Below are 25,560 nucleotides of genomic sequence, written 5' to 3'. Positions count from 1 at the left end.
GCAAGGACCGCGCCATGGCTTCCGACCCGTTCCTCCTCGGCCCGCTCCCGGAGCCCCTCGGCGCACCGCTCGTCCGCCGGGAAGGACGGGAGAAGGTCACCGGCGCCGCCCGCTACGCCTTCGAACACACCCCGCCGGGCTGCGCCTACGCCTGGCCGGTCCCCGCGACGGTCGCCCGCGGGCGGATCACCGCCGTCGACACCGCGGCGGCGCTGGCCCTGCCCGGGGTCCGCGCGGTCCTGACACACGAGAACGCGCCCCGCCTCGCCGCCCCCGAGGACCCCACCCTGGCCGTGCGCCAGGACGACCGGGTCCCGCACCGCGGCTGGTATGTCGCACTGGCCGTCGCCGACAGCCTCGAGGAGGCCCGTGCGGCGGCCGAGGCGGTTCGCGTCTCGTACGACGCCGACGGCCACGACGTACGGCTGAGCGCCGATCACCCGGGCCTGTACGTGCCCGAGGTGGCCAACGGCGGCTATCCGGGGCACCGCGCACGCGGTGACTTCGAGGAGGCGTACGCCGCCGCCCCGGTCACCGTCGACGCGACCTACACGGTGCCGCCGCTGCACAACCACCCCATGGAACCGCACGCCGCCACCGCCCGCTGGCACGACGGCCACCTCACCGTCCACGACTCCAGCCAGGGCTCCACTCGGGTGCGCGACGACCTCGCCGCGCTGTTCGCGCTCGACAAGGGCGACGTCACCGTCACCTCCGAGCACGTCGGCGGCGGCTTCGGTTCCAAGGGGACCCCCCGCCCCCAGGTGGTGCTCGCCGTGATGGCTGCCCGGCACACCGGGCGCCCCGTCAAACTCGCCCTGCCCCGCCGCCAGATGCCCGCCGTCGTGGGTCACCGCGCGCCGACCGTCCAACGCGTCCGGCTGGGCGCGGGCGCCGACGGCGTGCTGACCGCCCTCGCGCACGAGAGCGACAGCCACACCTCCACCCTCTCCGAGTTCGTCGAGCAGGCCGCCGTACCGGCCCGCGTCATGTACCGCTCGCCCAACAGCCGCACCACCCACCGCGTCACCCCGCTCGACGTGCCCGCTCCCTCCTGGATGCGCGCACCCGGTGAGGCCCCGGGCATGTACGCCCTGGAGTCCGCCCTCGACGAACTCGCCGTCGCCCTCGACGCCGACCCCGTCGACCTGCGCATCCGCAACGAGCCGGAGACCGAACCGGACAGCGGCCGGGCCTTCAGCAGCCGGCACCTCGTCGAGTGTCTGCGCGCGGGCGCCGAGCACTTCGGCTGGCTGCCCCGCGATCCCCGGCCGGCCCGGCGCCGCGAGGGAAACCTGCTGCTCGGTACGGGTGTTGCCGCCTCCACCTACCCCGTCCTCCTGATGCCCAGTACCGCCGAGGCGCACGCCGCCGCCGACGGCAGCTACCGCGTCCGGATCAACGCCACCGACATCGGCACCGGCGCCCGCACCGTCCTCGCCCAGGTCGCCGCCGCCGCGCTCGGCGCACCCGAGGACCGGGTACGGATCGAGATCGGCAGCAGCGACCTGCCGCCCGCCTTCTTGGCAGGCGGCTCGGCCGGCACCGGCTCCTGGGGCTGGGCCGTCCACGAGGCCGCCGCCGCACTGCTGGTTCGGCTGCGCGAACACCAGGGGCCGCTCCCCGCCACGGGGATCACGGCGACCGCCGACACCGGGCAGGCGGCGACCGCGCCGAGCCCCTACTCCCGGCACTCCTTCGGTGCCCAGTTCGCCGAGGTGCAGGTCGACACCCTCACCGGCGAGGTACGGGTACGGCGGCTGCTGGGCGTGTTCGCGGCCGGCCGGATCCTCAACTCCCGTACGGCGCGCTCCCAGTTCATCGGCGGCATGACGATGGGCATCGGCATGGCCCTGACGGAGGGCAGCAGCCTGGATCCCGTCTTCGGCGACTTCACCGAGAGCGACCTGGCCTCCTACCACGTGCCGGCGTCCGCCGACGTCCCCGCCATCGAGGCGCACTGGCTCGACGAGGACGACCCGCACCTCAACCCCATGGGCAGCAAGGGCATCGGCGAGATCGGCATCGTCGGCACCGCGGCGGCCGTCGCCAACGCCGTGTGGCACGCCACGGGAATCCGGCTGCGCGACCTCCCGCTCACCCCGGACAAGGTCCTGGCCCGGCGGCGGGCGGGCTGACCGGGGCGCACCCGGCACCCGCGGCCTCCCCGGCCCGACGTCCCGCGGCGGCCCGGCTCCGCCGCCCGTCCGCGCCCCGGATCGCACGCCCTGCGCCGTCCTCACCCCGGTCCGCCGTCGCACCCCGCCCGGCCGGTTGACCCGTTCTGCCCGGCTTCTTCCGCCTGTCGGGCTGTTCGTCGCGCGTACCGCGCCGCGTCATACGGACGACACCCCCCCTTCCCTGGAACTCGCTGCTCTTGGAACACTCTGCTGACCCTGCTTTTCGATCGACCCGCATCGCCCCGCACGACCGTCCACGTATCAGCAAGCCCCCACACCTCAAGAGGTCCCTGACACATGCCTGAACTGAATCGGCGCCGTTTCCTCCAGATAGCGGGTGCCACCGCCGGTGCCTCCGCCCTGTCGAGCAGCATCGCCCGCGCCGCGGCCATCCCCGCCAAGCGGAGCTCCGGCTCCATCAAGGACGTCGAGCATGTCGTCGTCCTGATGCAGGAGAACCGTTCCTTCGACCACTACTTCGGCTCCCTGAAGGGCGTCCGCGGCTTCGGCGACCCGCGTCCGCTCACCCTGAACAGCGGCAAGTCGGTCTGGCACCAGCCGGACGGCGGCAAGGATGTACTGCCCTACCGCCCGGACGCCGAGAACCTGGGCATGCAGTTCATCGAGGGCCTCAACCACGACTGGGGCGGCGGTCACAAGGCCTGGAACGACGGCAAGTACGACAGCTGGATCCCCGCCAAGGGCACCGGCACGATGGCCTACCTGACGCGCAAGGACATTCCGTTCCACTACGCGCTCGCCGACACCTTCACCGTCTGCGACTCGTACCACTGCTCGATCATCGGGGCGACCGACCCCAACCGCTACTACATGTTCTCCGGCCACGTCGGCAACGACGGCTCGGGCGGCGGCCCCGTCCTCGGCAACGAGGAGGCCGGGTACGGCTGGACGACGTACCCGGAGCGGCTGGAGAAGGCCGGGATCTCCTGGAAGCTCTACCAGGACATCGGTGACGGTCTGGACGCGGCCGGCAAGTGGGGCTGGATCGACGACGCCTACCGCGGCAACTACGGCGACAACTCCCTGCTGTTCTTCAACCAGTATCGCAACGCCAAGCCCGGCGACCCGCTGTTCGACAAGGCCCGCACCGGAACCAACGCCAAGCAGGGCGACGGCTACTTCGACGTCCTCAAGGCCGACGTGAAGGCCGACAAGCTTCCCCAGGTCTCCTGGATCGCCGCCCCCGAAGCCTTCTCCGAGCACCCGAACTGGCCCGCCAACTACGGCGCCTGGTACGTCTCGCAGGTGCTGGACGCGCTCACCTCCAACCCCGAGGTGTGGGCCAAGACCGCCCTGTTCATCACCTACGACGAGAACGACGGCTACTTCGACCACGTCCTGCCGCCGTTCCCGCCGGCCGACGCCGACCAGGGACTGTCCACCGTGGACGCGTCGCTCGACCACTTCTCGGGCAACGTGACCTACGGGGCCGGCCCCTACGGCCTCGGCCAGCGCGTCCCGATGCTCGTCGTCTCCCCCTGGAGCACCGGCGGTTACGTCTGCTCCGAGGTCCTCGACCACACCTCGATCATCCGCTTCATGGAACGCCGCTTCGGCGTCCACGAGCCCAACATCTCGCCCTGGCGGCGCGCCATCTGCGGCGACCTGACCTCCGCCTTCGACTTCGGCCTGGAGAACACCAAGCCCGCCGCACTGCCGGACACCGACGCCTACGAGCCGCCGGACAAGAACCGGCACGACAGCTATGTGCCCAAGCCGCCGGCCAACCCCGTGCTGCCCAAGCAGGAGGCGGGTTCCCGACCGACCCGCCCGCTGCCGTACACGCCGCTGACGGACGGCGCGGCCACGCCCGACACCGGGAAGTACACGCTGACCTTCAGCGGCGGCGACACGGCCGGTGCCTGCTTCACCGTGACCTCCGGGAACCGCACGGACGGTCCGTGGACCTACACCACGGAGGCCGGCAAGAAGATCTCCGACACCTGGAACACGCAGTACTCGAAGGGCTCCTACGACCTGACGGTGCACGGCCCGAACGGCTTCCTGCGCGTCTTCAAGGGCCCCGGCAAGACCGCCGGCCCCGAGGTCACCGCCCGCCACGACGCGACCTCCGGCAACCTCACCCTCACCATGACGAACCCGGGCGGCACCGACCGCCACCTGACGGTCACCAACGCCTACGGCGGCGCTGCCGAGACCTTCCCGGTGCGTGCCGGTGCCACCGTGCAGCACACGGTGGACCTGCGGGCCAGCAAGCGGTGGTACGACGTTTCGGTGGCCTCGGACGGCGACACCGGCTTCCTGCGGCGGTTCGCCGGACACGTGGAGAACGGCCGGCCCGGCGTGAGCGACCCGGCGATCCTGACCGCCTGACCGCCTGACCGCCTGACCGCCTGACCGCCCACCGGCCGTGCGCCGGGGGCCGGTACCCCGCTACCGGCCCCCGGCGCCCCGTCAGGAGCCGGCGCCGGGCGGCTCGTCGGTAGGACGAACGTCGCTCTTCCGATGGCCGGGCGGCGGGGGCCGCGGTCCAGTGGGCGGGCGGGCGGGTGCCGGCCGGCCGGCCGGAGGAGAGCCGCGCCGAGGAACGGCGCCCGGCCGCCCGATGAGGGCTGCGGACGACGGCTACTTCAGCGCGCTGCGCTGCTGCCACTGCGGCCAGCTCTCCTGCCAGACCTCGAGGCCGTTGCCGACGTCGGTCCGGTTGGGGTTGCTGGTGCCCTTGACCTCGACCGTGGAGCCGATGGTGAGGAAGTCGAAGACCTTCTTGGCGTCGCCGGTGCTCATCCCGAAACAGCCGTGACTGGTGTTGGCCACGCCCAGCTGCTTGTTCCAGGGCGCGGAGTGCAGGAAGGTGCCGGACGCGGTGAGGTGGGTGACCCACTTGGAGTCCAGCATCCATTCGTCACCGTGTCCGATGGTGGAGGAGTCCATCGTCTCGGCCGCGTTCTTGCTGCGGACGGTGTGCACACCGCCCCGGGTCGGGTCCTGCGGGGAGCCCGCCGAGCCGGTGACGCTGCCGACGTTCTTGCCGTCCGCGTACATGGTCAGGGTGTGCGACGGCACATCGATGACGGCCTTGTGGTCGGCGCCTATGGAGAACCCGTAGTTGTAGTCCCGCGCGAACCAGCCGCCCGCCGTACCGGAGTTGATCCCGCCCAGCGCGCCCTTGACGGAGACCTTGGTGCCGGCGGGCCAGTGGTCCTTGGGGCGCCAGTCGATCCGGTCCTTGCCGGAGTAGTCCTTGACCCAGCCCCAGGCGCCCTGGACGTGCGGCTGGGTGGTGACCTTCAGCGCCTTCTCGATCTCGGCCCGCCGGTCGGTGGCTATCGGGTGGTCGAAGAGGATCGAGACGGGCATTCCGGTGCCGACGGTCTGCCCGCCGCCGGGGGTGTTGGTGAGCTTGTTGACCTTGTCGGCCGCCTCGGTGGTGAAGACCGAGGTGGCGGCGGATTCCTTGCCGCCCGTCGCCTTCGCCTTGGTCTTCACGGTGTAGGTCGTCTTCGGCCGGACCTTGCCGGCCGACTTCCACGAGGACCCGTCGGCGGCGAGCCGGCCGTCGACCGCGGTGCCCTGACCGTCCTTGACCTCGACGGAGGTGAGCTTGCCGCCGTCGGCCCGGACGGATATCGGCGAGCCGAGCGCGGCCGACTTGCTGCCGGTCGCGGGGGTGACGGTGACCTTGGCCGCGGGCTCGTCCGCCTTCGACGAGCCGGCGCCCGCGCCGCACGCGGTCAGCAGGGTGGCCGACGCCATCAGGACGGGGATGAACCGGGCGGGATGGCGGCGTGGTCCGGCGTGCACGAGGGTCCTCCAAAGCAGAGCGCTGACGGCGGGGAGCCCGCCGTCAGTTCAGATGCTTTGTCTGCTTCGGAGGTTGTCCGGGGGATCGGAGATTTATGACACGGTTCGCCCCCGGCCCCCGGACCGCCCCGCCTCGGGACGGTCGAGGGGTCGGGGTCCGGGTCCGGTGCCACGCCCGGTTCTGGGGAGTGTGACGACAACCCCCAGGCGGGACTCTACGGACACCCCTAGGGGCTGACCTGCCCGGATTCCCCGCCGGTGGACGCCGTCGCGGGCTGGGACGCGGAGGTGGGCGCCTGCGTGGTCGGGGCCTGGGTGGGGGATTCGGGCTGCGGCGGGGCGGAGGAGGAGCCGGGCGGAGCCGAGGTGGGGGCCGAGCTCTGCGGGCCGGAGCTCCCGGACGTCCCCGAGGAGGAAGAGGAGGGACCGGAGGAGGGCGGCGTGGTGGGCGGGGTACCGGAGGGCGAGGTGGTGGGCGGCGGGGTCCAGGAGTCGCTGGAGCCGGCGCTGCCCTTGGGGCGCTGGAAGTACTGGCCCGTTTCCGGGTCGTAGAGGACGAATGCGTGCACGTCGGTGGAGGAGGGCTGCACGGCCACCGTGTTCGAGGCGCGGTATCCGGGCCACGCCTTGCCGACGGTCTTCGCGTTGCTGCTGACGGCCACCGGAGGGCGCAGCGGGTTGCCGCAGGCGCAGCGCACCCGAGGCATCCCGCGCGAGTCGACCAGGACGGCGCTGCCCGTCTGGAGCACCGACTGGAAGGCGGTGGCCTTGCCGTCCTTGAAGCCGTGGTTGGTCACACGGGTGTCCCGGCGCAGCTGGACGGGTGTCAGCGACCGCAGGAAGGACGGGACGGCGCCGACGTCGACGCCCTCGGTGGCGGCGAACGCCTTCGCCCGGGCCCGGTCGCTCTCCAGGTAGGTGATCTGCCGTTCGACATTGCAGCTGGTGGTGCTGCGGCTGCCGCCGTACAGGCCGGGGGTGGAGCCCTGGTAGGTCGGGGTGCCGGCCGAACTCTTCCCCGAGGGGGCGCCGGTGGGCGTGCCGGGGGAGGAGCTCGGCGACGGCGGCAGGGAGGACTGCTTCGCCGTGGACCTGGTGAACGGATCGGGGCCCTTGTCGGCGGCGGGCTGGAGGAACACCTCGCCCGCGCCGGTGCCGCCCGGACGGGTCAGGACCACGGTCAGCACGACGGCCGCCACCACGGCGGCCGCGACGATCGCGACCCTGGGGGCGGACCGCCACCAGGGCCGGCCGTCGCCCCCGCCGCCGGCCTTGCCGCCACCTCCGCCACCCCCGCCGCCCCCGGACCCGCCACCCGCGCCGCCGCCGGGGCCCTGCGGCCGGTCCACCTCGGTCGGCGGCGCGCCCGCGCGGGTCGGCTCGGTGGCGGGGCCGGACGGGGTGCCCGACGAGGGTCCGGAGAGCGGGCCCGACGGCGGTCCGGTCGGGCTGCTGTCGGGCGGCGGCTGGGATGTCACGGGTACCTCTTCCGACGCGAGCGGGTCCTCCGGTGGAGCAAACAGATCCGGATATTTGCCCTGGTTTGTCGAGGTCGCTGCCATTGTGTGCCGAGGGGCGGCACCGTCCGCAAGCCGGGTGGCCTGCCCGTGCCTACGGTGGCGAAGGTCGTGATTCGCCCGTAATTTCGCTAATTGCCGCATCACCTCCCCCCACTCCGTCCGGCGTTCGGCAGGAGACAGCGTGAGCCAGCTGCGAGGCCCCGCAAGAAGTGGTCCCCTCCGTGTCTGGGGGGAAGCCCTGGCCGCGGCCGCGGCGGGGATCGTCGCCATGTACGTCGTGGCCGCACTCGGCCTGTGGGCGGCGGGCGCCGGAGACCTGCCCGGCGGCGGGTTCCTGCACGTCGTGGCGGCCGCCGTGGCCATCGCGGCGGGTGGCTCGGTGGGGCTGACGGGCGATGCCGGGGTGATCGTGCAGGCGGACGCCGCCCTCGACGCCGTACCGCTGTCGGTGACCCTGGCCGGCGTGCTGGTGACCGCCACCGTCTTTCTGCGTCCGCTACGGCACCGGGCCGTGGCCACCGGCCGTGAACTGCTGGCCCGGGTCGCCCGTACGGCCGCCTGCTGGCTGGTGCTCCTGCTGGTCACCGCCCTCGTCGCACGCCACAGCTTCCGGATCGCCGTGGGCAACGACCTCGCCGACCAGCTCGGCACGGAGCTCGGTGCGACACCCACCGTCGGCTTCCGCGCCGATGTCCCCGCCACCCTCGGCTTCGGGCTGCTGTGGGTACTGGCGGTGCTCGCGCTCACCTTCCTCGTCTCGCGCCGCGCCCCGCTCACCTCCCCGCTGCTCCATCTGCAGAACTGGGTCCGGCCGCCCGCGTTCGCGATGCTGACGGCGCTGCTCGCCTATGTGGCGATCGGGTTGATCGCCGGGGTGGTCGTGCTGATCGTCAAGGGGCATCCGGCCGAGACCGCCGCCGTGATCCTCCTGGGGCTGCCGAACCTGGCCTGGATGGCGCTGGGCATCGGTACCGGCGGCGCCTGGAGCGGCCACGTCGACAAAGCCATCGGGCTGCCGATGCCGCAGCTGCTCGACGACGTCCTGCACACCCGGCACGGGCGGCGCACCGTGGACCTGGGCTCCCTCGCCGAGCACGACGGCCGGGTCTGGCTGCTGGTGGCGGTGGCGGCCGTGGTGCTGCTCGGCGCCGCGTTCACCGGCGCGGTCCGCTCCCCGGCCCGGCTGCCCGCCTGGCGGCATGCGCTGGAGACGGCGCTGGCGCTGGCCCTCACCCTGCTCGTCGTCGGGCTGATCACCCGGATCTTCGCCCACTACGGGCTCTCCCTGGTCGGCGTCGGGGACCTCGGCGGCGATCTGGGCGGCGAGGTCGTCCTGGAGCCGCAACTGCCGCGCCTGGTGGCGGCGGGCGCCGTCTGGGGGCTGGTCACCGGATTCCTCGGCAGCCTCCTGGCGCGGCGCGTACGGCACCCGGGGGAGGCGGACGAAGCCCCGCGCGCGGCCTGACGCGCGGCTACCGGCCGGGAAACACCGGCGTGGCCCAGCTGGGCGGCGGCGGGGGAGCGGTGGGACCCGACGGCGGGGTCGCGCCGTCGACCCGCGTCGGCGCGTGGTCCGCGGCCGGCCGGGGCGCGCCCCCGGCGGGCGCGCCCCGGCCGGCCGCGCGCAGCGCCGCCACGAACCCCCGGCAGGTGTCGTAGCGCTCCCCGGGAGACTTGGCCAGCGACCGGGTGAACACCTCGTCGACGGCGGGTGCCAGGTCCGGGCGCTGCTCGGTCAGGACCGGCGGCGGGTCGTACTGATGCGCCCAGAGCAGCGCCATGTCGTCGTCGCGGCGGAACGGCGGCGCCCCGGTGAGCATTTCGAACAGCACACAGGCCAGGCTGTAGACGTCGCACCGGCCGTCCACCGGACGGCCCGAGATCTGCTCGGGTGCGACGTAGTCCAGTGTGCCGACGAACTGCCCCACGCTGGTGAAGCCGGTCAGCGACAGCGATTTCTTCGTCAGCCCGAAGTCCGTCAGATAGGCGTGCTCGGGGCGGTCGGTGTCGGTGCCCTCGGCCACCAGGATGTTGCCGGGCTTGACGTCGCGGTGCACCAGGTCGTGGTCGTGCGCGGCGTCCAGCGCGGACGCCACCTGGAGGGCGATACGGCAGGCGACCTCCAGCGACAGCGGACCCGCACGGTCCAGCAGCGCCCGCAGATCCCGCCCCTTGACGTACCGCATCGCGATGTAGAGCACGCCCTCGGCCTCCCCGGCCTCGAAGACCGGCACGATGTGCGGGTGGTCGATCGCCGCGGCCACCCGCGACTCGTGGACGAAGCGCCGGCGGAAGGTGTCGTTGCGGGCCAGTTCGGGTGCCAGCAGTTTGATCGCGACGGTCCGGCCGAGCCGCAGGTCCTCGGCCCGGTAGACGACCGCCATGCCACCGCGGCCGATCTCGTCCCGGAGCAGGTAGTCGGCGATCCGGCGCCCGCGGAACCCGGAGGAGTCGGGGGTGGCGGCGCGCTCCCCGGGCGCGGGTTCCCCGGCGCTCACCGGACGTCACCCAGGCGGGTGGGGGCGGGCGGCGGGCCGTCCGCCGCCGTGTCCTCGGCCGGCGGCGGACGGGGTTCCTCGCCCGAGGCGCCGGGCGGGTCCGGAGCGTCCCGCTCCCCGCTCCGCGCCGCCGGTCCGGCCGTCACCGCGTACGTCTCCAGCGACCTGCCGTCGCAGTAGCACCACCGTTCGTGCCGCGCGTCGTACAGCCAGACCGCCTCGCCGTCCACGACCACCCCCAACCGCGTCCCCCGGGCCTCGCGGCCGAACGACTCGCCGTCCAGTCGCCCGTCCAGCAGCTCCTCGACCAGCCGGCGGTAGCGGCCGAGCTCGCCCTCCAGGGCGCCCAGCAGCGGCCGGGGGTCGGCGGTCCGGGCGGGCGACTGTCCGGCGGCGGGCGGGCCGTGCGGAACGGACAGCAGTAGTCGGCCGTCGACCCAGGCCGACCAGCCGTTGGAGCACAGTGCCAGCGCCCAGTCGCCGCGCCGGTCGACGACCTGGACGGGCAGCAGCGGGTCGAGCGCCGCCGTCGGCCGACCGGGATCCGGCGCGGCCCAGGTCGCCATCCCGTCCGGCGGGACCACATGGCTGGGGAGGAAGTCGGGCGCGGTCACAGGCGGCTCCTCGGCGCTACTTGCGCATGATCTCGGGCTCACGCCGCCGCAGCAGCTTGGTGACCAGGAACCCCAGGACGAGGGAGAGCACGATCAGCATGCCCATGTCGAGCAGCCAGATCCCCGCCGAGTGTTGGAAGAGGGGATCCGCGGTGACCGGCGTCGGCAGCAGCCGGTGCAGGTCGACGGTGCCCCCCATCGCGCCCAGCGCCCACCGGGACGGCACCAGCCAGGCCACCTGCTCCAGCCCCGGCACCCCGTGCAGTTTCACCAGCGCGCCGCAGAGCACGACCTGCACGATCGCGAGGAGGACCAGCAGGGGCATGGTGACCTCCTCCTTGCGCACCAGGGCGGACACGAAGAGGCCCAGCATCATCGCCGTGAACGCCAACAGCGCGACGGCGAGGATGATTTCGATCAGGGGTGGCAGCAACACTCCTTTGCCCCCGGGCGCGTTGAGCCTGACCCCGAACAGTGCGACCAGGGTCAGGACCACGGCCTGCACGACCGTGACGGTGCCCAGCACCAGCACCTTCGACATCAGATACGCCGAGCGGGACAGGCCGACGGCTCTCTCGCGCTGGTAGATCGTGCGTTCCTTGACCAGCTCGCGGACGGCATTGGCGGCGCCGGTCAGCACCGCACCCACGCACAGGATCAGCAGCGCGTTCAGTGCGGACTCCCGGGAGAAGCTGCTGCCGGCCAGGGCATGGGCCAGCGCGCCCATCACGAACGGCAGCGCCACCATGATGACCAGGAAGGTGCGGTCGGCGCCGAGCACCGCCGCGTACCGGCGGACCAGGGTGCGCAGCTGTCCGCTCCAGCTCTGCGCCTTGTGGGCGGTCACCGGGCCCCGGGGGGACTCGGGGGTGTGCGGGGGCTGCCGGGAGTCGGCGGAGATGCAGCGGCGGTACAGGGGCGAGGCGCGGTACTGCCCGGCCCAGTCGCGCGCGGTGTCCGCCTCGAACGCCTCGAACGCCTCCGGCCACTGGGTGAAGCCGAAGAACGCCAGCGCCTCGTCGGGCGGCCCGTAATAGGCGATCTTCCCGCCGGGGGCGAGGACCAGCAGCCGGTCGCAGACGTCCAGGCTCAGCACGCTGTGGGTGACGACGATGACGGTACGGCCGTCGTCCGCCAGGTCGCGCAGCATGCGCATCACCGAGCGGTCCATACCCGGGTCCAGCCCGGAGGTCGGCTCGTCGAGAAAGAGCAGCGACGGTTTGGTCAGCAGCTCCAGGGCGACGCTGACCCGCTTGCGCTGGCCGCCCGAAAGGCTGTGGATCGGCTGGTCGGCCCGCTGGTCGAGGCCCAGTTCATGGATCACCTCGTCGACCCGGGCCAGCCGCTCGGACCTGGCGGTGTCCTCCGGGAAGCGCAGCCGGGCTGCGTAGCCCAGGGCGCGGCGCACGGTGAGCTGGGAGTGCAGGATGTCGTCCTGCGGTACGAGTCCGATGCGCTGGCGCAGCTCGGCGTAGTCGCGGTAGAGGTCCCGGCCGTCGTAGAGCACGGAGCCGTCGTCCGCGGGCCGCAGCCCGGTCAGCGCGTTGAGCAGGGTCGACTTGCCGGCGCCGCTCGGCCCGACCACCGCGAGCAGCGATTTCTCACCGACCGGGAAGGAGACCTGGTCCAGCAGCGTCTTGCGGCCCTTGTCGACCCGCACGGCCAGGCCCTGGACGTCCAGCGAGACCTCGCCGGTGTCGACGAACTCCTGGAGTTCGTCGCCGACGAGGGCGAACGCGGAGTGGCCGATGCCGATGATGTCGCCCGGGATGACCATGGCGCGCTCGACCGGCTGGCCGTTGAGGTAGGTGCCGTTGTGGCTGCCCAGGTCGACGATCTCGTAGCCGTCCGGCCCGGCGCGCAGTTCGGCGTGCCGGCGGGAGACGGCGAGGTCGTCGACGACCAGGTCGCTGTCCGGTGCGCGGCCGATCCGGGTGGTTTTGGCGGTGGCGGGCAGCGGCCGTACGGAACTGGGCCGGCGGAAGGTGTGGGTGCCGGCGGGGTGCGAGACGGCGGACGGCCGCTCGGTCCGGCGGGGGGCGGGCTCCTCGCGGGGCGGGGCCCCGCTGAGCACCGCAGACGGGCCGTCGGCCGGGTTGCCGAACCGGATCACGCTGCCCGGCCCGACGTCGCAGTGCTCCACCCGCCGTCCGTCGGTGTAGGTGCCGTTGGTGCTGTGCTCGTCCTCGACCGTCCAGTGGCCGTCCGTGGTCCGCAGCACCGCGTGGTGCCAGGAGACCCGGGCGTCCTGGAGGACGACTTCCCCGGCGGGGTCGCGGCCCACGTGGTAGGTCTGGTGCGGATCCATCACCACGGTGCCGCCGGCGGCCTCGACGAGGAGTTCCGGCGCACTGGCATCCGGGCGCTTGGCCATATCTGGATTTTACGGCGGCGGGCCGGGCCCCGCCTGTTTGCCGACGTCCGCAGGCCCCCGCAAAACCCCAGGTGGCGCTACCTCTTGCCGAGGCGGTCGGCCGTCCGCGGCCCGTTCACCCGGCCCTCGGCGGCCGGCGCGCCCGCGGTGGCCCGGACGGTGACCGCCGGTTACTCGCGAGAAATGCCGGAGGTCAACTAAGGTGAGCGCTCCGATGGGCCCCACCTGTAAATTCCATGCAAATAACGGAATTTACACCGCCGATCGAAGGAAGTCCCGTCGAACCGGGACACAATGCGCAGCGCAGGGCTACCTGGTGTCGGCAACACCGCTCACCGTCGGCTTTGTAGGACCCCGCCGGTCCCGTCATGCCATCCGGACATGTCGGTGCCGGTCCGCTTCTTATTCACCTACCTCGTGAAGGCAAGGCAGAGATGGCACGATCCTCCCGACACTCTCCCCCGCAGTTCTCCGGACAGGGAACGCACCCCGTCGACGAGGTGCTTCCCGTCGGTAAACTCGCGCTCTACGGCTTCCAGCACGTCCTCGCCTTCTACGCCGCGGCCGTCATCGTCCCCATCCTCGTGGGCAACGCCCTCGGCCTGACCCACGAGCAGCTCGTCTACCTGATCAACGCGGACCTGCTGACCTGTGGTATCGCCTCGATCATCCAGGCCCTCGGGGTCTGGCGGATCGGCGCCCGGCTGCCGCTCGTGCAGGGCGTCACCTTCACCGCGGTCTCGCCGATGATCGCCATCGGCCTGGGCGCGGGCGGCGGCGTCGCCGGACTGCTCGTCGTGTACGGCGCGGTCATCACCGCGGGTATCGCGACATTCCTCTTCGCGCCGTTCTTCAGCAAGTTGGTGAAGTATTTCCCGCCGGTCGTCATCGGCACGATCCTCACCATCATCGGCCTGACCCTCATACCCCAGGGACTCCAGGACGCCGCCGGCGGCGCCCAGTTGATCGGGCACCCGGAATTCGGCTCCGTCAAGAATCTCGGATATGCCCTCGGCACCCTGCTGTTCATTCTGGCCGTGGTCCGCCTCGGAAAGCCGTACCTGAGCAGCCTGGCCGTTCTGCTGGGCCTGGTCGGCGGGACCGCCGTCGCCTGGTGCTTCGGCGACGTCGATTTCGGAGCGGTGGGGAGCGCCGAATGGTTCGGTGTCAGCACCCCGTTCCATTACGGAATGCCGAAGTTCGAACTGTTCCCGATCATCGCCATGGTCGTCGTCATGCTGATCACCATGGTGGAGACCACCGGGGACGTCTACGCGATCGGGGAGATCACCCGCAGGAAGGTCGACAACGCCACCGTCGCCGACGCCCTGCGCGCCGACGGCGTCGCCACCGTGCTCGGCGGACTGCTCAACTCCTTCCCGTACGTGGCGTTCGCCGAGAACATCGGCCTCGTGCGGATGTCCAAGGTGATGAGCCGCTTCGTGGTGGTCGCGGCCGGTGTCTTCATGATTGCCCTGGGGCTGCTGCCCAAGGTCGGCAGTGTGGTCGCCGTCATCCCGCACCCGGTGCTCGGTGGCGCCGCGATCTCGATGTTCGGCATGGTCGCCACCGTCGGCATCCAGATCCTGGGCAAGGTGGACCTGCGTGAGGAGCGCAACGCCCTGATCCTGGCGGTCAGCCTCGGCGCCGGGCTGCTGCCCTCCGCGGTCGCGCCGTTCTTCGACCGGATGCCGGCCGACGTGAAGGCGATCCTCGACAGCGGCATCACGCTGGGCGGTCTGACCGCCATCGTGCTCAACCTGTTCTTCAACGTCCTCACCCGCCGCAAGTCGATGGAGATCGACTGGGACGACATCGAGGACGGCGAGCCGGCGGACCCGCAGGGCCCGCCGATGGGCGCGCCCGTGCACTGAGCCGCGCCGCCGGACGCGGGCCCCTCGGTCGGGCCCGCGTCCGGCGCGCTCAGTGCGTCACGGAGTTGAACGGCGGTGCCTCACCGGCCTCGCCGATCAACTCCCAGAAGTGGTCGACCAGCCGCCGCAGATACGCCGACCGCTCGGCCGCCACCTCCTTGAGCCGGGCGTCGTCGTTACGGGCCACCACATGCCCCATGTAGCGCTCGGCGAATTCCGCGAACTCCCCGTGCATCGTGCGCAGCGCGTCGCTCACCCGCGTCTTGTTGAGCGTGGTGATCTTCGTGATCGGAGAGACATGGGCCTTCCAGCGCCCGTCGATGGCCGTCCGCAGATGCCCGGCCAGCTCGTCGACCTGTCCCATCACGCCGATCAGCTTCCGCAGCGACAGTCCCAGGGCGTCCACCAGTGCCTTGGTCTGGCGGTAGTCGCCCGTCCAGTGCTGTGCCGACTCCGCCAGCCGGTAGGTGTCGGGGTCCATGCCGATCAGCTGCGCCAGCCGGTCGGCGCTCAGCTGGCGGGCCATCCGGTGTTCGGCCAGGGTCCGGGGCTCGACGCCCATCAGGGCCGTGGGCGCGCACCACAGGACATCGGCCAGCGCGAAGAGCTGCGCCTCCGACGGCAGGTGGGAGCCGTACTCCCAGGCCTCGATCAGCTCGGGGCGGGCCGGGGCGCCGCACGCCGCCATGGACTGGGCGACCTGGGCGGTGGTCAGGCCGACCCGGGCCCGCGCGGAGCGGGCTTCTGACGGAGAGAACGGAGTGCTGTACACGTGCGGGACACCTCGCTGCACCCGGCGAGCGGAGGGGTGCTTGGGGGGCGGGAGATGGAGGAACATCCAGGGGCGGGCAGATTAACAGATGGTTGAGACGTACGAACCTCCAGTTCTCCTTGCATCCGAAGGTGCCGCGGGCGGTTGCGTGGGGTGGGGGAGGAGTTGTGCGTTATCGTCCGATATCGCTCATCAACTTCCTTACCGTGTATAGCCGATGCACTGGTGCGTACCGGGCGGTAGCGCTCATCGAGACCGGTAAGACGACGGGACGTGACCAGAGCGTTACGTGATGCGGGGCGTGGTCACGGCGACCGGCACCCGCGGGGTGGCGCCACCGCCAGGGCCCGGCGTGTGGATCAGGTCCTGGGCCCGCCGGGCCGGGCCCTCGCGGCGGCGCCGCGGAACTCCCCGCTCACCCGCGCCCGGCGCCGCGTTCCGGTGCGCGTCCGGGTGCGCCGCGCCCCAACGTGCCCCGCCGCGGCGCCCCGACCTCGTCGTGGTCGAGCGTCACCCCCAGCCGGGCGGCGGCCTCCCGTACCGCGGCCTCGGTGCGGCCGTAGATCTCCAGATCTGCGCATTCCCACACGTCGTGCTCGGAGGTCCACACGACGATCGCGTCCCGCGCGCCGAAGAAGTGGAACGTGTTGCCGGTCTCCGGCCACGGCAGCAGGCCCAGTTCCGGCAGCGCCGCCCGTACGGCACGCCCCTGCACCTCCTCGTCGGTGCCGAACGTCCGCACACCGCCGCGGAACGCGTACTCCGGAAGCACCCGCACCACGGTCATCTGCACCAGCCATTCGGTGACCGAGCGGCTGAGCCGGTCCCAGGGCTCGTCCGGCTCGTCCGGGAAACCGATCCACACGGCGGGGTCCGGCAGCTGTGCGTCGGCGGACCGGTAGCCCCAGACGCAGCATCCCTCGTACTCCGTCATGAACACGCGGTGCCCGCCCGCCGGTTCCGGCGGCCACTGCAGAAAGGTCTCGTACAGCCCGCGCTCGGCGAGATAGGAATTGGTCGGCGAGGCCAGCCAGCCGGCAAGCGCCTGCGGGACGCCCGCGACCGCCGCCACGGCCCGCTCCGGCGCCACCGTGCCGTCATAACCGAACTCCCGCTGCAGCTCCTCGACGAGCTGGCCCCGCCGCGGCCACGGGGCGGTCAGCCGTTCGCCGAACCGCCCATAGTCGATGATCATCAGTCCCGCCCGTCCGGTGCAGTGCGGTCGCCGCCCGTCGCGCCGCTCTGCCGGCCACCGCGTGACGCCGACCGCGTCGGTCACATCCGCGCGCCGGGCCGGGGCCCTCCGGCGGCGGCCCGGTGAAACCCAACCGAGGAGCACGCCGCCACCGCCACCGGCCCCGCCACCGACGCAGTACCGACGATCATCCACCCCACCGCCGGCCTTTCGCAGGCCAAGGCGGTATCCGGTGTGCTCCTGGGCGCGCCGCCGGAGGGACGACGGCACCGTCGAGCGGGCCCGGGCGCCCGGCGGCGGGGGCCGCGTCAGGGCCGCGTCAGGAACCGTCCACCACCCGTATCCGCGACATCAAGGACCCGGCCGCGCACCGCCCGCGGCGGCGCCGGCGCGCGACTCTGACCACAGGGGTCGCATACCAGGGCCACCCACAGGAGGTTTCCCATGACCGCCGTGCACCACCGGATGCCGCTGCTCGCACCGCCCGTCCGCCGTCTCCCCCACGGCCCGGCGCTGCCCCGGCTGCGCGCCCTGCCCCGGACGCCGCCGGTGCCCGGCCTCGCCCGCGACCTCGCCCTGCCGGTCGGCGCCGTCGGCTCGGCGCTGCTGGCGGTGGCCGTGCTGCTCCTCGGCGGCCACGCCCACACCTCCCTCGCCCTGGTCGTCTTCGCCGTGCCGACCGTGGCGGCGGCGGCACTGGCCCGGCCCCGCCCGGTGCCCGTCATCGTCCTCGTCTGCTGGATGTTCTTCGACGGCTTCGTGCTGAACGGCCAGGCCCGGCTGGGCTGGCAGCCGGCCGACCGGACAAGCCTGCTGGTGCTTGCCGCCGCCGGGCTGGCGGGCGCCGGCTGCGCGGCCGCCGTGCGCGGTGCCCGGCGCCACGCCGTGCGCGCCGCCGGGCGGCCGACGGGTGGGGGCCCGTATCCGGGCTGAGACCGGCCGGCGTACCGGGGCGGCCGGGCGCCCCCGCCCGGCCGCGGGGCCGCCCGGCACTCGCGCGGAGTGATCCGGGGCCCTCACAGAGCCGGTTCGTCCCACTGGTCCAGCAGGGTGTCGGTGAGGTCGGGGCCCGCCTCCCGGGGGCCGCCGTCCGGGGACTGTTCGGTCCAGATGATCTTGCCCTCGGCGGTGTAGCGGGTGCCCCAGCGCTGCGCGAACTGGGCGACGAGGAACAGCCCCCGGCCGCCCTCGTCGGTGGTCGCGGCGCGGCGCAGGTGCGGGGAGGCGCTGGTGCCGTCGGAGACCTCGCAGATCAGGGCGCGGTCGTACAGCAACCGGACCCGGATGGGCTGGGTGCCGTAGCGGATGGCGTTGGTGATCAGTTCGCTGAGGATCAGCTCGGTGGTGAAGGCGAGGTCCGACAGCCCCCAGTCCTCCAGCGTGCGCGCGCAGCCGGAGCGTACGGGGGCGACGGCGGCCGGATCGGAGGGGACGTCCCACTCGGCGATCCGGGACGGGTCCAGCAGTTGGGTGCGGGCCACCAACAGCGCGATGTCGTCGCTGGGATGTTCGGGCAGCAGCGCGTCGAGGACGGTCGCGCAGGTCTCCTCCGGCGTGCGGTCTCCGCCGCCGGCCAGGGCGCCGCGCAGCAGCGTCAGCCCGGTGCCGATGTCCCGGTCGCGGTTCTCGACGAGGCCGTCGGTGTACAGCACCAGCCGGGAGCCGGCGGGCAGCAGGAACTCCGCGGTCTCCACGGGCACGGAGGCGCCCAGGCCGAGGGGTGGTGAGACCGGGACGTCGAGGAAGGAGACGGCACCGTCGGGGCCGACGAGCGCGGGCCCGGGGTGCCCGGCCCGCGCCATGGTGACCCGGCCGTCGGTCGGGTCGTAGATGGCGTACAGGCAGGTGGCGCCGGTGATGCCGGCCCCGTTGGCCTCGCGCGCCTCCTCGGTGTCGATATGGGCGACCAGTTCGTCCAGGTGGCCGAGGAGTTCGTCGGGCGGCACGTCGAGGGCGGAGAAGTTGTGGACGGCGGTGCGCAGCCGGCCCATGGTGGCGGCGGCGTGCAGCCCGTGCCCGACGACGTCCCCGACGACGAGGGCGACCCGGGCCCCGGGCAGCGGGATGAGGTCGAACCAGTCCCCGCCGACCCCGGCCTGCGCGGGCAGATAGCGGAACGCCGCGTCCAGGGCGGACTGCTCGGGCAACGTCTGCGGCAGCAGGCGGCGTTGCAGGGCGACGGCGGTGGCGTGCTCGCGGGTGTAGCGGCGGGCGTTGTCGATGGAGACCGCGGCCCGCGCGGCCAGCTCCTCGGCGAAGGAGAGGTCCTCCTCCTCGAACGGGCCGGACGCCTCGCCGCGCCAGAACCGGGCCACGCCGAGGACGACGCCCCGCGCCCGCAGCGGGACGGAGACCAGGGAGCGGATGCCGTGGTCCAGGATCCGCTGGGTGCGCTCGGGATCCTGTGCCCGCCAGCCGTCCGCGGTGCGCAGATCGCGTTCCAGGACCGAGCGGTGCAGGTCGGCGAGCGTGTCGTCGGTGACGGGCGGTGGGCCGCCGGTACCGGGGAGCGCGGCATCGCCCGCCCCGGACTCCGCGGACGCGGCCGGCAGCGAGGTGAGCAGCTCGGTCGCCGGGTGCGGCGGCGTGTCCGCCCTGGCGTGTCCGCTGACGGCCATCCGGCGCAGCGGGGCGGGGCCCCACGGCGGCTCCGCGCCGCGCAGTACCGGCTCCAGCAGCTCGACCGTCACCAGATCGGCGAACCGCGGCACCGCGACGTCGGCCAGTTCCTCGGCGGTACCGGTCACGTCCAGGGTGGCCCCGATCCGCATCCCGGTGTCGTAGAGCAGCTTGAGCCGCTCCTGGGCCACTTCCGCCCTGCCCGCGAGCGCCCGCAGTTCGGTGGAGTCGCGCAGGGTGACGGCGGTTCCGGCCGGTCCGCCGAAGGGGGCGGTCGCGCGGACGTTGATCGCCAGCAGCCGGTCGCCCTCCCGGTGCACCTCGTCGGTGGCGGTGCGCCCGGACCGCAGCAGCGCGAACATCTGCGGCTCCAGGCCCAGATCGGCGATGTGGCGCCCCTCGGCGTCCGCCGGCAGGTCCAGCAGCCGCCGCGCCTCGTCGTTGCACAGCAGCAGCCGGCCGTCGCCCCCGAGGATGAGCACTCCCTCGCGTACCGCGTGCAGCACCGCGTCGTGGTGGTCGTACATCCGCGTCATCTCGGCCGGGTCCAGGCCGTGTGTCTGGCGCCGCAGCCGGCGGCTGACCAGTGCGACCCCGCCCGCCCCCAGCAGCAGTACGCCGGCCGCGGAACCGAGGAGCAGCGGCAGCTGGTGCAGTACCCGCTGGTTGGTCTGCTGGACGGTGATTCCGACGGACACCAGCCCGACGACCCGGCCGCCGGCGTCCTTGACGGGGACGGTGGTGTTCACGGCCGGGCCGAGGGCCGAGGTGAAGGTGCTGGTGTACGTCCGGCCCGCGAGCCCCGGGGCGAAGGAGCCGCCGACGACGGACTTGCCGATCAGGCGCGGGTCGGGGTGTGTCCAGCGGATGCCGCGCCGGTCGAACGCGACGATGTAGTCGACGCCGGACCCTTTGCGGGCCGCCTCCGCCTGCGGTTGCAGCAGCGCGGTGGGGTGGGCGGACGTCATGGCGGGGAGGGTGCCGGGGGCGTGGGCGAAGGTCTCGGCCCCGACGAGCGAGCGCTGCCGTGCCTCCTGCATACCCGTGCCGCGGGCCTGGACGACGAGGGCGGCGACGGCCGCGATGACGAGCAGCACGACCAGTGCGAGCTGCAGCACGAACATCTGGCCCGCGACGGTGTGCACGTTCAGCAGGGACCGCAGGTGCCGGGCGGAGGCGCGGAGCGGCCCGCCCGGGGAGGTGGGTGGCGCGGCCTGGGCCCCGGCGCCGTCCCGCGTGGCGCCCGGTTGCCCAAAATGTCCCCTCATGCCCCATGTCTAGCACTGCCCGCCACTCCGAGGCGACCACCGACGTGGGGGAGGGGGCACGGGGGGCGCCATGGAGCACCCGGGGGGTGGCATAAGTGCCGCTTTAGCAATGTCAAAGCGGCCTTATGAGGGTAAATCAGGTCGCCTGCGGAGTGCGGCGAGACGTCTGCGGGGTGTCCCGCGCCCGAGGTTCGGATGCTTCCCCGCGTGGTCGCGGACGTGCCACGCGCAGCAGTCGCACGCATATGCGGAACGGCATATTCACCGATGCGGGGATTTCCGGCCGCCGGCCCGCCGACGACTGCTTGCGGGCGGCATCGTCCGCCCACACGCTCGGGACTGTTCTCCCGTGCCTGCCCCGCGATCGGCCGTGTGCCGGTCCGTCCGGCATGCCTGTCTCCAAGGAGGTCCCGTGAACGATCGGATGAGTCTCGCCCCGGATGCCGCGCGGCAGCTCGCGACCACCACCAAGACAACTCCCCAGATGCGCGGCATCACCCCGCGCTACCTGCTGCGCGCCCTGCCCTGGGTGGACGTCGCCTCGGGCGTCTTCCGCGTCAACCGACGTCGCACCTACGTCCTGGGCGACGACCGCATCAGCACCCACACCGACAGCGGATCGCCCCGCATCATCCCCGGAGACCTGCGCGAGCTGCCGTATCTGCGCGAGGCCGACGACGACCTGCTCGCCGAACTCGCGGGCGCCTTCACGGAGGTCGGCTTCGAGGCCGGCCAGCTGCTGGCCCAGGACGGCGAGGCGCACGACCGGCTGTGGGTCCTCGTCCAGGGCCGCGCCGAGAAGCGGGTCAACGGCCGGTACGGCGAGGACGCGGTACTCGAAGTCATCGGCGACGGCCAGTTCTTCGACCTCGACGCCTGGACCCGCGAGGAGCCCATGCCCTATCGCGTCCGGGCGCTCACCCCGGGCACGGCGCTGTGCGTCGACCGCAGTGTGCTGTCCGGGCTGTGCGACCGCGACCCGGGCGTCCGGGGCGCGATGGACAACTACCTCGCCACGGACGGCGTGCTGCCCGGAGCCGAGGTCCCGGTGGACCTCAGCGCCGGACACGTCGGCGAACCCGATCTCCCCGGCACCTTCGTGGACTTCGAGGACGCCCCCCGCGAGTACCACATGACCCTCGCCCAGACCGTGCTGCGGGTGCACACCAGGGTCTCCGACCTCTACAACGGACCCATCGACCAGACCCGGGCCCAGTCCCAGCTCACCGTCCAGGCCCTGCGCGAGCGGCAGGAGTCCTCGCTGCTCAACCACCCGGAATGCGGCCTCTTCCACAACGTCTCCCCGGGGCAGCGGGTGCAGTCGCGCACCGGCTCGCCGACCCCCGACGACCTCGACGAGCTGTTGACGCGCGTCTGGAAGCAGCCCGGCTACTTCGTCGCCCATCCCCGGACCATCGCCGCGTTCGGCCGGGAATGTACCCGCCGGGGCGTGCCCCCGGTGATCGACACCCGGTTCGGCAGTCCGCTGCTGAGCTGGCGCGGTGTCCCGCTGCTCCCCTCCGACAAGGTGCGCTTCTCCGGCGGTGCGGGCATCGGCACGACCGAGATCCTGCTGATGCGCGTCGGTGAGGCGGAACAGGGCGTGGTGGGGCTGCGCCCGGAGAAGATCGCGGACGAGGTCGAACCGGGCCTGGCGATGCGGAACATGGGCGTCGACCAGAAGGGCATCACCTCGTACCTGATGACGGCGTACTTCAATACCGCGGTGCTGGTGGAGGACGCGCTGGCGGTGCTCAAGAACGTCGAGGTGTCCAACTACCATGACTATTCCTGACGTTGACCGCGCGCTGCGGCCGGTGACGGCCGGGTACCCGTCACCGGCGGGCACGGCCGTCCCGAACGGCACGGCTCTTCCGGCGGGCACGGCCCTCCCGGGAAGCGCGGCGGACCCGGCGGGCGGCGGCACCACGGCCCCGCCCCACCCGCAGTCCGCCCCACAGTCCGCCCCGCAGTCCCCCTCGGATCCTGCCGCTCCGCCCGGCGGCTTCTCGCCCGAACTGGCGCGGCGGGACGTCCCGATCCTGCACCGCACCGTGAACGGACACCCCCTGGTCTGGCTGGACAACGGGGCCACCACACAAAAGCCCCGCCAGGTCATCGAGGCACTCTCCGGCTTCTACGGCGCGGCCAACTCCAACATCCACCGCGGCGCGCACACCATGGCCCGCGAGGCCACCGAGATGTACGAGGCGGGCCGGGCGGCGGTCGCGCGGTTCCTGGGCGCCGCGTCCCCCGACGACATCGTCTTCGTCCGCGGCACCACCGAGGCGATCAACCTCGTCGCCCAGAGCTGGGGACGCAGCCACCTCGGCCCCGGGGACGACATCCTGGTGCCGGTCCTCGAACACCACTCCAACATCGTCCCCTGGCAGCTGCTCGCCAAGGAGACTCGGGCCCGGGTGGTACCCGTACCGCTCGGCCCGGACGGCGGGATCGACCTCGACGCCTACGCCGACCTGCTCTCCGTGCGCACCCGGCTCGTGGCCGTCAGCCAGGCGTCCAACGTGCTCGGCACCGTCCCACCGGTGCGGGAGATGACCGCGCTCGCGCACCGCTACGGAGCGAAGGTACTGGTCGACGGGGCACAGGCGGTGGCGCACTTCCCCGTCGACGTGCAGGCCCTGGACGCCGACTTCTACGTGTTCTCCGGCCACAAGCTGTTCGCCCCCACGGGCATCGGCGCCCTGTACGCCAAGCCGGAGATCCTCGGGGACATGGCGCCGTGGCAGGGCGGCGGCAACATGATCGAGTCGGTGGACTTCTCCCACACCACCTACGCCCCCGTCCCCCACCGACTGGAGGCCGGCACCGGGCACATCGCCGGCGTGGTCGGCCTGTTGGCCGCGCTCAACTGGCTGACCTCCTTCGACCGGCAGGCCGTCGCCGCGTACGAGACCTCCCTGATGGCCTACGCACAGCACACCCTCGCCGCAGTACCGGGACTTGAGCTCCTGGGCTCCGCACCCGACCGGATCGCCGTCCTCACCTTCACCCTCGCGGGCCACGATCCGGCGGCGATCGCGGAGTGGCTGGACCGCGACGGCATCGCCGTCCGTGCCGGCCACCACTGCGCCCAGCCGGCCCTCGCCCACTACGGCCTGACGAGCGCGGCCCGTGCCTCGCTCGCCCTGTACAACACCCCGGAGGAGGTGGACCAACTGGCCGCGTCCCTGCTGAGGTTGCAGCAGGACACCTGATCCCACCCGGCGCGCGTCCCTCCGGGAGGGACGCGCGACCGAAGCCTCCCGGGGGACGCGGTCGGGCTATCCTGGTCGGCGCCGAGGAATGTGCCGAGAAACCGGGGGAAATCTTGCTGTCCGACGTGCGTGTGGTCCTGTTCGACACTTTCGGAACGGTCGTCGACTGGCGGTCCGGCCTGCTGGAGACGGCGCACCGCCTCGAGCGGCACCGCGGCGTCCACGCCGACTGGGCCGCACTGGCGGACGCCTGGCGCGCCGAGTACATGCCGTCCATGGACCGGGTGCGCCGAGGGGAACTGCCCTGGACCGCCCTGGACGACCTGCACCGCGCGAGCCTGCCCGGGGTGGTCGACAAGCTGGCGATCGAGGGCCTGACCGACGAGGACCTGGCGGAACTGACCCTGGGGTGGCATCACTTGCCGCCCTGGCCCGATGCCGTGGCGGGCCTGGAGTCCCTCAAGCGCCGCTACATCATCGGCCCGCTCTCCAACGGCGACGTGGCCATGCTGACCGACATCGCCAAACACGCCGGGCTGCCCTGGGACCTCGTCATCGGCGCGGACCTGTTCCGCCACTACAAGCCGGACCCGGAGATCTACCTGGGTGCGTGCTCCCTCCTGCGGCGCGCCCCCGAGGAGGTCCTGCTCTGCGCCGCGCACAACGAGGACCTCGTGCACGCCCGCGCCGCCGGCCTGCGGACCGCCTTCGTGCGGCGGCCCACCGAACACGGCCCGGACCAGCGCATCGATCTCCACCCCGAGCAGGACTGGGACCTGACCGCCGACAGCATCACGGAGCTCGCCGCCCTGCTGGGCTGCTGAGGGTGGACGCGCACCCGGGCAGCGCTACCGGGGCTGGTGCGTTCCCGGGGTGTGGCCGAAGGCGCGACGGAAGACGTCGATGAACGCACTGGCCGACGACCAGCCGCACAGGTGCGCCACCGCGGTCACCGGGGTGCCCTCGGCCAGGAGGAACAGGGCGTGGTAGAGCCGTAGTTGGGTGCGCCACTGCGGGAAGGTCATGCCGAGGTCGGCCTTGAAGAGCCGGGACAGGGTGCGGTCACTGGCGCCGACCTGCCGGCCCAGTGCGGCCAGGGTGCGGTTGTCGGCCGGATCGGCGCGCAGGATCTCGCACACCGCCTGCAGTCGGGGGGCGGTGGGAGCGGGCAGGTGCACGGGCTGCTGGGGGGAGGCCCGCAACTGGTCGCACAGCACGGCCCTCAGCCGCCCGTGTTCGGGCCCCTCGTCGAGCGGGGTGCGGGTGTGGGCGAGGATCAGCTCCCGCAGCAGGGGGCCGACGGCGAGCACCGTCGGCTCGTCCAGTCGGAGCGGGTTCTCGGTGGCGGGCAGGCCGACCAGATGCAGTTCGAGTTCGCCGTGCGCCTGGTGGGCGTGCACGGTCCCGGCCGGTACCCAGATGGCCCGGGTGGCCGGAGCGATCCACGAGCCCGCGTCGGTGGTGATGGCCAGCACCCCGCGGGCGGCGTAGACGATCTGGTGGTCGTCGTGCCGGTGGGCATCGATGGCCGCTCCGGGCGCCAGCCACTGCGTCCGGGTCGGTGCGACCGGCTCGTGGCGGATCTTCGTCATTGATTGGCAGTTTATCGGAAGCGCGACACGGTGCCGAACGATGACCATGG

Annotated in this window: 17 protein-coding genes; 8 read left to right on the top strand and 9 right to left on the bottom strand. The window is 72.7% G+C overall.

Annotation, left to right across the window (positions count from 1 at the left end):
- Positions 1–14 precede the first annotated feature (14 nt).
- Together ACGFML_RS23160 and ACGFML_RS23155 are read left to right on the top strand one after the other, a co-directional pair.
- Positions 15–2,138: a xanthine dehydrogenase family protein molybdopterin-binding subunit gene (locus tag ACGFML_RS23160; protein WP_393546541.1), complete on the top strand. Its 2,124-nt coding sequence runs from the start codon at positions 15–17 to the stop codon at positions 2,136–2,138.
- Positions 2,139–2,477: 339 nt separating this feature from the next.
- Positions 2,478–4,535: a phosphocholine-specific phospholipase C gene (locus tag ACGFML_RS23155; protein ID WP_393546539.1), complete on the top strand. Its 2,058-nt coding sequence runs from the start codon at positions 2,478–2,480 to the stop codon at positions 4,533–4,535.
- Positions 4,536–4,787: 252 nt separating this feature from the next.
- Here ACGFML_RS23155 and ACGFML_RS23150 read toward each other — a convergent pair whose 3' ends face one another.
- Positions 4,788–5,966 carry an Ig-like domain-containing protein gene (locus tag ACGFML_RS23150; protein ID WP_393546537.1) on the bottom strand — a complete coding sequence of 393 codons (1,179 nt, stop codon included), beginning with the start codon at positions 5,964–5,966 and terminating at the stop codon, positions 4,788–4,790.
- A 227-nt stretch (positions 5,967–6,193) separates the two neighbouring features.
- Positions 6,194–7,444 carry a DUF6777 domain-containing protein gene (locus tag ACGFML_RS23145; RefSeq protein WP_393546535.1) on the bottom strand — a complete coding sequence of 417 codons (1,251 nt, stop codon included), beginning with the start codon at positions 7,442–7,444 and terminating at the stop codon, positions 6,194–6,196.
- Positions 7,445–7,667: 223 nt separating this feature from the next.
- Here ACGFML_RS23145 and ACGFML_RS23140 point away from each other — a divergent pair, with 223 nt between their 5' ends.
- Positions 7,668–8,951 carry a streptophobe family protein gene (locus tag ACGFML_RS23140; protein WP_393546533.1) on the top strand — a complete coding sequence of 428 codons (1,284 nt, stop codon included), beginning with the start codon at positions 7,668–7,670 and terminating at the stop codon, positions 8,949–8,951.
- Positions 8,952–8,958: 7 nt separating this feature from the next.
- On the opposite strand, the gene ACGFML_RS23135 is transcribed toward ACGFML_RS23140, so the two are convergent.
- From ACGFML_RS23135 to ACGFML_RS23125, 3 genes are read right to left on the bottom strand one after another with little or no spacing between them, the layout of a single operon-like run.
- Positions 8,959–9,984, bottom strand: a complete 1,026-nt coding sequence (locus ACGFML_RS23135; protein WP_393546531.1) for a serine/threonine-protein kinase — start codon at positions 9,982–9,984, stop codon at positions 8,959–8,961.
- Positions 9,981–10,598, bottom strand: a complete 618-nt coding sequence (locus tag ACGFML_RS23130) for a hypothetical protein (protein ID WP_393546529.1) — start codon at positions 10,596–10,598, stop codon at positions 9,981–9,983. The genes ACGFML_RS23135 and ACGFML_RS23130 overlap by 4 nt, the downstream gene beginning before the upstream one ends.
- 16 nt (positions 10,599–10,614) lie before the next feature.
- Positions 10,615–12,972, bottom strand: coding sequence for an FHA domain-containing protein (locus ACGFML_RS23125; RefSeq protein ID WP_393546527.1), 2,358 nt, complete (start codon positions 12,970–12,972; stop codon positions 10,615–10,617).
- Between the two features lie 434 nt (positions 12,973–13,406).
- On the opposite strand from ACGFML_RS23125, the gene ACGFML_RS23120 reads away from it, so the two are divergent.
- A complete protein-coding gene (locus ACGFML_RS23120) occupies positions 13,407–14,846 on the top strand; it encodes a nucleobase:cation symporter-2 family protein (RefSeq protein ID WP_393546525.1) in 1,440 nt (479 codons plus the stop codon).
- A 49-nt stretch (positions 14,847–14,895) separates the two neighbouring features.
- On the opposite strand, the gene ACGFML_RS23115 is transcribed toward ACGFML_RS23120, so the two are convergent.
- Both ACGFML_RS23115 and ACGFML_RS23110 read right to left on the bottom strand, forming a co-directional pair.
- Complete coding sequence (locus ACGFML_RS23115) at positions 14,896–15,618, bottom strand: transcriptional regulator (protein ID WP_393546523.1); 723 nt, start codon at positions 15,616–15,618, stop codon at positions 14,896–14,898.
- Positions 15,619–16,033: 415 nt separating this feature from the next.
- Positions 16,034–16,813, bottom strand: coding sequence for a hypothetical protein (locus tag ACGFML_RS23110; protein ID WP_393546521.1), 780 nt, complete (start codon positions 16,811–16,813; stop codon positions 16,034–16,036).
- A 444-nt stretch (positions 16,814–17,257) separates the two neighbouring features.
- Here ACGFML_RS23110 and ACGFML_RS23105 point away from each other — a divergent pair, with 444 nt between their 5' ends.
- On the top strand, positions 17,258–17,746 hold the full coding sequence (locus tag ACGFML_RS23105; RefSeq protein ID WP_393546519.1) for a hypothetical protein: 489 nt from the start codon (positions 17,258–17,260) through the stop codon (positions 17,744–17,746).
- 83 nt (positions 17,747–17,829) lie between these two features.
- Here the strand turns inward: ACGFML_RS23105 and ACGFML_RS23100 are convergent, their stop codons facing one another.
- Positions 17,830–20,700 (bottom strand): SpoIIE family protein phosphatase, encoded by a 2,871-nt coding sequence (locus ACGFML_RS23100; protein ID WP_393546517.1) that lies wholly within the window; start codon positions 20,698–20,700, stop codon positions 17,830–17,832.
- Positions 20,701–21,112: 412 nt separating this feature from the next.
- On the opposite strand from ACGFML_RS23100, the gene ACGFML_RS23095 reads away from it, so the two are divergent.
- The 3 genes from ACGFML_RS23095 (at position 21,113) to ACGFML_RS23085 (ending at position 24,742) form a co-directional block, all read left to right on the top strand.
- Positions 21,113–22,495 (top strand): family 2B encapsulin nanocompartment shell protein, encoded by a 1,383-nt coding sequence (locus ACGFML_RS23095; protein WP_393546515.1) that lies wholly within the window; start codon positions 21,113–21,115, stop codon positions 22,493–22,495.
- Positions 22,482–23,918: a SufS family cysteine desulfurase gene (locus ACGFML_RS23090; protein WP_393546513.1), complete on the top strand. Its 1,437-nt coding sequence runs from the start codon at positions 22,482–22,484 to the stop codon at positions 23,916–23,918. The genes ACGFML_RS23095 and ACGFML_RS23090 overlap by 14 nt, the downstream gene beginning before the upstream one ends.
- A gap of 125 nt (positions 23,919–24,043) precedes the next feature.
- Positions 24,044–24,742: a haloacid dehalogenase type II gene (locus ACGFML_RS23085; RefSeq protein WP_393546511.1), complete on the top strand. Its 699-nt coding sequence runs from the start codon at positions 24,044–24,046 to the stop codon at positions 24,740–24,742.
- A gap of 24 nt (positions 24,743–24,766) precedes the next feature.
- On the opposite strand, the gene ACGFML_RS23080 is transcribed toward ACGFML_RS23085, so the two are convergent.
- Positions 24,767–25,510, bottom strand: coding sequence for an AraC family transcriptional regulator (locus ACGFML_RS23080; protein ID WP_393546510.1), 744 nt, complete (start codon positions 25,508–25,510; stop codon positions 24,767–24,769).
- Positions 25,511–25,560: the final 50 nt, after the last annotated feature.

It is taken from the genome of Streptomyces sp. NPDC048650, assembly GCF_043199095.1.
GTDB lineage: Bacteria > Actinomycetota > Actinomycetes > Streptomycetales > Streptomycetaceae > Streptomyces.
This window is presented reverse-complemented; position numbering and strand designations above follow the sequence as displayed.

What these genes read in the sequence shown, in the direction of transcription:
- ACGFML_RS23160 (WP_393546541.1), top strand. Translation starts at nt 15, where the DNA reads ATGGCTTCCGACCCGTTCCTCCTCGGCCCGCTCCCGGAGCCCCTCGGC.
- ACGFML_RS23155 (WP_393546539.1), top strand. Translation starts at nt 2,478, where the DNA reads ATGCCTGAACTGAATCGGCGCCGTTTCCTCCAGATAGCGGGTGCCACC.
- ACGFML_RS23125 (WP_393546527.1), bottom strand. Translation starts at nt 12,972, where the DNA reads ATGGCCAAGCGCCCGGATGCCAGTGCGCCGGAACTCCTCGTCGAGGCC.
- ACGFML_RS23120 (WP_393546525.1), top strand. Translation starts at nt 13,407, where the DNA reads ATGGCACGATCCTCCCGACACTCTCCCCCGCAGTTCTCCGGACAGGGA.
- ACGFML_RS23110 (WP_393546521.1), bottom strand. Translation starts at nt 16,813, where the DNA reads ATGATCATCGACTATGGGCGGTTCGGCGAACGGCTGACCGCCCCGTGG.
- ACGFML_RS23105 (WP_393546519.1), top strand. Translation starts at nt 17,258, where the DNA reads ATGACCGCCGTGCACCACCGGATGCCGCTGCTCGCACCGCCCGTCCGC.
- ACGFML_RS23100 (WP_393546517.1), bottom strand. Translation starts at nt 20,700, where the DNA reads ATGAGGGGACATTTTGGGCAACCGGGCGCCACGCGGGACGGCGCCGGG.
- ACGFML_RS23090 (WP_393546513.1), top strand. Translation starts at nt 22,482, where the DNA reads ATGACTATTCCTGACGTTGACCGCGCGCTGCGGCCGGTGACGGCCGGG.
- ACGFML_RS23080 (WP_393546510.1), bottom strand. Translation starts at nt 25,510, where the DNA reads ATGACGAAGATCCGCCACGAGCCGGTCGCACCGACCCGGACGCAGTGG.